Annotated in this window: 3 protein-coding genes, 1 tRNA gene and 1 other RNA gene; 3 read left to right on the forward strand and 2 right to left on the reverse strand. The window is 76.5% G+C overall.

Annotated elements, in window-relative coordinates; translation table 11 throughout:
• Positions 1-427: TetR/AcrR family transcriptional regulator (locus tag AC0CYZ_RS17830; RefSeq protein ID WP_472217715.1), on the forward strand; the 427-nt coding region annotated here is incomplete at its 5' end.
• 241 nt (positions 428-668) lie between these two features.
• Here AC0CYZ_RS17830 and AC0CYZ_RS17835 read toward each other — a convergent pair.
• Positions 669-1,232: a class I SAM-dependent methyltransferase gene (locus AC0CYZ_RS17835; RefSeq protein WP_472217717.1), complete on the reverse strand. Its 564-nt coding sequence runs from the start codon at positions 1,230-1,232 to the stop codon at positions 669-671.
• Between the two features lie 126 nt (positions 1,233-1,358).
• Positions 1,359-1,446: transfer RNA gene (locus AC0CYZ_RS17840), tRNA-Ser, on the reverse strand.
• A gap of 109 nt (positions 1,447-1,555) precedes the next feature.
• Between AC0CYZ_RS17840 and ffs the strand changes: the two genes are divergently transcribed.
• Positions 1,556-1,650, forward strand: an RNA gene (gene ffs, locus AC0CYZ_RS17845) — signal recognition particle sRNA small type.
• A gap of 106 nt (positions 1,651-1,756) precedes the next feature.
• The coding region (locus AC0CYZ_RS17850; protein ID WP_472217719.1) for a DNA polymerase III subunit gamma and tau at positions 1,757-3,884 on the forward strand (2,128 nt) is incomplete at its 3' end.

Here is a 3,884-nt window from a genome sequence, read left to right on the forward strand (position 1 = left end):
TTCCAAGGAGCAGCTGGTGACGGCGGCGGTCGTGCGCTTCTTCCGGACGGCGACGGGGCGGGTGGAGGCCGCCGTCGCCGAGGTGTCCGACCCGGCGGAACGCCTGGTGGCCTACCTGCGCGCCGTCGCGGCGGAGCTCGCCTCCGCGTCGGCACGGTTCTTCGAGGACCTCGCGTCGTTCCCCCCGGCCGCGGACATCTACCGGCGCAACACGCGGGCGGCCGCCGGACGTGTGCGGGAGATCATCGCCGAGGGCGTCGAGTCCGGGGCGTTCCGCGACGTGCACGTGGGACTGGCGGCCGAGGTGATCGCCTCGACGATGGAGGCGATCCAGCAGCGCCGGATCGCGGCGACGACGGGGCTGGCCGATGCCGAGGCCTATGAGCAGCTCGCGACGTTGCTCGTGCGGGGTCTGCGGTCGGGCTGAGGTCGCGTCCCCCCCGCGAGGGGCACACGGCGCAGGAATTCCGGGCGCCTGTCTTGCGCCCAGTGCCCCTGATCATCGGTTTCGGCGGGGGATCGTCCGGCCTGCTCCACGAGGGGCACAGGGCGCAGAAAATTCCGGGGCCGAGCTGCCTCCAGTGCTGTTTGATCATCGAGCGGTGGCGGTAGCGGCGGGACGGGGTGCACCACGGCCGGGGACGGGGTGCACCGCCGCAGGCCGACGCTCAGCTCTTCCGCGCCGTGAAGCGCAGCCGCCCGTCGGACATGAGACCGACGTCGGGATCGTCGTCGAACCCGGCCGCCGTCAGCCGTGCCGGCAGCGTCCCCGGGTCGACGACGACCATCGTGTCGCCGATGTGCAGCAGGCGGAACCGCAGGCTGGGCTGCGAGTCGACCCCACGGAACACCCCGCCCGGACGCAGGACCCGGCACGCCTCGGCGAACAGCGCGTCCTGGAGCGCCCGCGAGGGGACGTGGTGGAGCATCGTGAAGCAGACGACCGCGGAGAACCGCCCGTCCTCGAACGGCAGCGCGGTGCCGTCCCCGTGGACGATCGTCGCCCGTCCCGCGTACTCCGCCGCCAGCCGCGACGCGGAGGCCTCGTCCACCTCCACCGCCGTCAGCCGCGGCACCCGCCCGACCAGCACCGCCGTCGTCGCGCCGTAGCCGGGCCCGATCTCGAGGACGTCGTCGCCCAGGTCCGCGTCGGCGAGGTCGCGGGGCATCCGGTCCGCGACCTTGGCGGCCCAGTCGGCGGAGCTGCAGAGGCGGCGGTGCATCAGGTTCATCGGCACGGTGGGAGACGATCCCGCGTCCGCGCCCTCGACGGAACGGGCGACCACGACGAACGCCGGTCGAGCCCCGGGAACACGGACGCCGGGCCCACGCGTGGTGGGCCCGGCGTCGTGATCAGCTGGCGGAGGATACGGGATTCGAACCCGTGAGGGTGTTACCCCAACACGATTTCCAATCGTGCGCCTTAGGCCGCTCGGCCAATCCTCCGCGGACGAGGGTACAGGCCGGGGGCACGGCCCCCGCTCCGGTGGTGGGGCACCCGACGAGGCCGCCCGACCGGGAGTCGAGGGGCCTCGCGCGGCCCGGTACAGTGGGCGCCGGACCCCGCGCGGCGTCCATCCTGTGAACTCCCCCAGGGCCGGAAGGCAGCAAGGGTCAGCGGGCTCTGGCGGGTGCGCGGGGTCCCCTTTCGTCTCCCCGCCGTGGTCGCCCCAGCCGGGCCCACGTCGTCGGACCCTCCGCGTAACCTCGGCGCCGTGGCGGGGATCGAGACTGTGCACCCGGCGGGGCCGGACCGATGAGCCTGGCGCTGTACCGGCGGTACCGGCCGGCGACGTTCGCCGAGGTCGTCGGGCAGGAGCACGTCACCGAGCCGTTGCGCACGGCGCTGTCGGCCGGCCGGATCAACCACGCCTACCTGTTCTCCGGGCCGCGCGGCTGCGGGAAGACCTCGAGCGCCCGGATCATGGCCCGCTCGCTGAACTGCGAGCAGGGGCCGACGCCCGATCCGTGCGGAGTCTGCGAGTCGTGCATCGCGCTCGCGCCCAACGGGCCGGGGTCGCTCGACGTCACCGAGATGGACGCCGCCAGCCACAACGGCGTGGACGACGCCCGCGAGCTCCGCGACCGCGCGCACTTCGCGCCGGTGAGCTCGCGCTACCGCGTCTTCATCATCGACGAGGCGCACATGGTGACCACGGCGGCGTTCAACGCGCTGCTCAAGGTCGTCGAGGAGCCGCCCGAGCACCTGATCTTCGTCTTCGCGACGACGGAGCCGGACAAGGTGCTGCCGACCATCCGCTCGCGCACGCACCACTACCCGTTCCGGCTGCTGCCGCCGAGCACGCTGCGCGGCCTGCTCGAGCGGATCTGCGCCGAGGAGGGCGTGTCGGTCGAGCCGGCCGTCTATCCGCTCGTGGTCCGCGCCGGCGGCGGCTCGGCGCGTGACTCGCTCTCGGTGCTCGACCAGCTGCTCGCCGGCGCGGACGCCGAGGGCGTCACGTACGCGCGGGCGGTCGGGCTGCTGGGGGTCACCGACGTCGCGATCCTCGACGACGTCGTCGACGCCCTCGGCGCGGGGGACGGCTCCGCGGTGTTCGGGGCCGTGGACCGGCTCGTCGAGGCGGGGCACGACCCACGGCGCTTCGCCGCGGACCTGCTGCAGCGGCTGCGTGACCTCATCCTCGTGCACGCGGTGCCCGACGCCGGGGAGAAGGGGCTGGTCGACGTCCCCGCCGACGAGCTCGAGCGGATGGTCGACCAGGCCCAGCGGCTCGGGCCGGCCGCCCTGGCCCGGCACGCGGAGCTGGTGCACACCGCGCTGACCGAGATGCGCGGGGCCACGGCGCCGCGACTGCTGCTGGAACTGGTGTGCGCGCGGATGCTGCTGCCGGCGGCGTCGTCGTCGGACGCGGCCCTGGTGCAGCGCCTCGAGGGCGTCGAGCGCCGGCTGCAGGCGGGTGCGACGGCGGGTGCGGGCGGCCCGCTCGCGCCGGGTGCCGGTCCGGCGGTCCCCGACGAGGGCGACGCCCGCTTCCGTCGTCCGTCCCGCCGTCCGGGCGAGGCCGACGGCTCGTCGTCCGCCGGGGCCTCGGCGGGTGGGTCGGGCGCGCCCCGGCCCGCCGACGCCATGGACGCCACCGTCGAGCCGCCGACCGACCGGCCGACCGCGACGGTGCAGGCGCCTCGGCCGGAGCGCCCGGCCCGCGAGGAGGCGCCCGGGTCGCCCGTGGTCCGGCCCGCCGAGCCCGCCGCTCCGCCCGCGAGTCCGGAGCCCGCGGAGCGCCCGTCGCGGCCCGAACCGACGCCGGCCGCCGCTCCGGCCGCCGCAGCGCCGTCCACCGCGCCCGGGGCGATGGACGCGGCGGGGCTGCGCCGCATCTGGTCGGAGGTCATGACCGCCGTGCGCGAGGCGAGCAAGCCGACGCACGCGCTGCTGCAGAACGCCACGGTCGCCGCCGTCGAGGGCACCACCGTCACGCTCGCGATGCCGACCGCCCCGCTCGCCAAGCAGCTCTCGCAGCCCAACCGCGCCGGGCACGTGACCTCGGCGCTGGGCCGGGTCCTGTCCGGGGAGTGGGCGCTGCGGGCGGTCGACGCCGAGGGGAACGCCCCGGGGGGTTCCGGAGGCGGCCCCGACCCGCGCGGGCGCGGCGGCCCCCCGGCCGGTCCGTCACGGGCGCAGCCACCCGCGCGCGGGACGTCGGCCCCCGACGCACGGTCCTCGGGCGCGTGGCCCGCCGACGAGCGGCCCGACGCCGGGTCCGGTGCCTCGGCCGGCCGGCCGCCGGCGGGCCCCACCTCGGCCGCCCCGGCAGCCCCTGCCACGGCCGCCCGCGCCCAGTACGAGCGCCGGAGCGCCCGCGCCGGAGCGCGCACCGCGGAGCGGCCCCCGGACGCCGAGCGGTCGCGGCCCCCGGAGACCC

This window comes from Actinomycetospora sp. (genome assembly GCF_055612215.1).